We start from the raw sequence: 2,343 nt of genomic DNA, 5'->3' as shown, positions 1-2,343 counted from the left end.
CACCTCGGGCGTCCCCCCCCGCCTCCCGCCGTCCTCCCCGAAATCAATCCTCGCCACCGGAGGCGCGGACGACGCCAGCGGGTCCAACGGATGCGAGCTCCCCGACATGGCCGATTCCCACCGGACCGAGCCGGAATCCTCGGGCTCCGTGTCCGGGTCATCGCCGCTCAAGTACTGCCCGGGCGCGAGCCCACCGAACATCCCTTCCGCCTCGGGCTCCGCTCTCACGGGCGCGGGAGGTGGAGGCGTCATGCTCAGCGCGGAGGGCATCGAAGGGAGCGCCACGGGCGGCGCCACGGCCGCGGTCCGATTCGGACGCTTCGTCGAGGTCATCTGGATGAAACGCGTCTCGCGCTTGATGCCGTAGCGAAGCTCCTGGAACTGGAACAGCCGCAGCTCCGGCGTGACGTACGGAACGATGCGCAGACCCGTGATGAACCCCAGCGCATCCGCGTGCTCGATTTCCAGCGGGCTGGCCATCGCCACCTTGAGCCGCCGGCCTTCCTGCTCCAGCGGGAAGGCCTGGTGCTTCTCCGCCATCGCCGCGGGAAGCAGTTGCAGCACCGCGTCCGGTGCCGCCACGAAGTCCGCTTCCTGCGCCACCGGGTAGCGGCACATCTCCCCCAGCACCATGGCCAGGGTGTCGATGTCGAGGATGTCCAGCTCGACAAGGTTGGAGCCCAACCTTCCGCCGTAGATGAGCTGGGCCCGGAGGGCTTCGTCGAGCTGCGCCTGTGTGATGAGGCCCTTGCGGACCAGGATCGCTCCGAGCTTTTCGGCCATGTCCGGCCGATTCTAGACGCCTTCTCAGCGACTGAGACGCCCCTCCCACCGCATGGCCGCGGCATGCCAGCCAGGCCGCACGACCGGCGCCACGGGCACCTGCGCCGAGTGAAACCAAGGCCCTGGCCCAAACCCCATGCCGCAACGGAAAACCGACACTCACCGTGAAACGGAAAATCTCCAACCACACCGTTCCAGCCACGGAACCCATGGCAATCACACGGAATTGCCAGTTTCTCAAGATATAACTGAGAGTGCAGTCAAACCCGCCAGGGCTTCACTCTCAGGAGAATCGATGAAACGCATCCCACTCGCATGTCTTGTCACCGCGCTGCTCACGGGGGCGCCGGCGGCGCTGGCCTCCGATGAGGTCTGCCAGCAGGAAGAAGTTTCCTCTTCGTCACAGCGGCTCACGAAGGTGGGCGAGGACGTCTTCCGTCGCTTCGAGACGACCCACCCCTACGCCATCACGCAGATTCGCGCCTCTGACGGCCCCATCCACACGGACGTCATCACCCACGCGGGCGCGGCGTACATCGCGCCCCACTTCGAGCGGCTCGACCTGGAGGATGGCGACTTCGTCGTGGTGCGCTCGCCGGACAACTCCCGGTCGTGGCGCTACGACAACTCGCACCCGGGTGCGCGCAGTGGCTTCTGGGCCATCCACATTGCCGGTGAGACGGCCATCATCGAGCTGCACAGCCGCGACAGCGTCAACCGCCGCGGCATCCTCAACAAGCACGGCTACTCCATCGACCGGTACGCCCGGGGCTACACCAACGAGGAGATGGGCGTGTCGAACGACAAGGCGCTGTGCGGCCCGGACGACACGCAGTGGGCGCCCTGCTACGCCTCCAGCGACCCCACCCTCTACGGCCGCGCTCGTCCAGTCGCGCGTCTGCTCATCAACGGCTCCGGTGCGTGCACGGGCTGGCTCGTGGGCAGCCAGGGCCATCTGATGACCAACCAGCACTGCGTCGGTACGGCGAGCGAAGCGCAGAACACCCAGTACGAGTTCATGGCGGAAGGCGCGAGCTGTTCGACGAGCTGCGCGAGCTGGTTCGGTTGTCCGGGCAACGTCATCCCGGGCGGCACGTTGGTGAAGGTGGACGCGCCGCGTGACTACGCGCTCATCCAGTTGTCCCAGAACCCGGTGAACACCTACGGCTACCTCCAACTGCGCTCGTCCGGCGCCGTGGTGAACGAGCGCATCTACCTGCCGCAGCACCCGGCCGGCCACGGCAAGAAGATCGCCGTGCGCTCCACGGATGCCCGGGACGAGTCCGGCTTCGCGGAGATCTACAGCCGCAACGAGGCCTCCTGCCAGTCCGGTGGCCCCAACGACATCGGCTACTACGCGGACACGCAGGGCGGCTCCTCCGGCTCGCCCGTCATCGGCCATTCGGACAACCTGGTGGTGGCCCTGCACCACTGCGCCAACTGCCCCAACCGCGGCGTGCCCATCGAAGCGGTCATCAGCCACCTGGGCACCAGCCTGCCCCAGTGCGCGCTGCCCGCCGCCGACTGCCCCAACCCCGGCGGCAACGGTGAGCCGCCGCC

The 2,343-nt window shown here is 67.5% G+C and carries 1 protein-coding gene and 1 pseudogene; one reads left to right on the top strand and one right to left on the bottom strand.

What is annotated here, in order from left to right:
• Nucleotides 1-783: pseudogene (locus FMQ63_RS37045) on the bottom strand (hypothetical protein); the annotation flags it as partial.
• A gap of 295 nt (nucleotides 784-1,078) precedes the next feature.
• Here FMQ63_RS37045 and FMQ63_RS37040 point away from each other — a divergent pair.
• Nucleotides 1,079-2,343, top strand: a 1,265-nt coding sequence (locus tag FMQ63_RS37040) for a serine protease (protein ID WP_228556575.1), incomplete at its 3' end; no start/stop codon positions are given.

It is taken from the genome of Myxococcus sp. CA005 (genome assembly GCF_006518205.1).
Lineage (GTDB): Bacteria > Myxococcota > Myxococcia > Myxococcales > Myxococcaceae > Myxococcus > Myxococcus xanthus.
The sequence above is the reverse complement of the archived record's forward strand: the minus strand, read 5'-3'. Positions and strand labels throughout refer to the sequence as shown.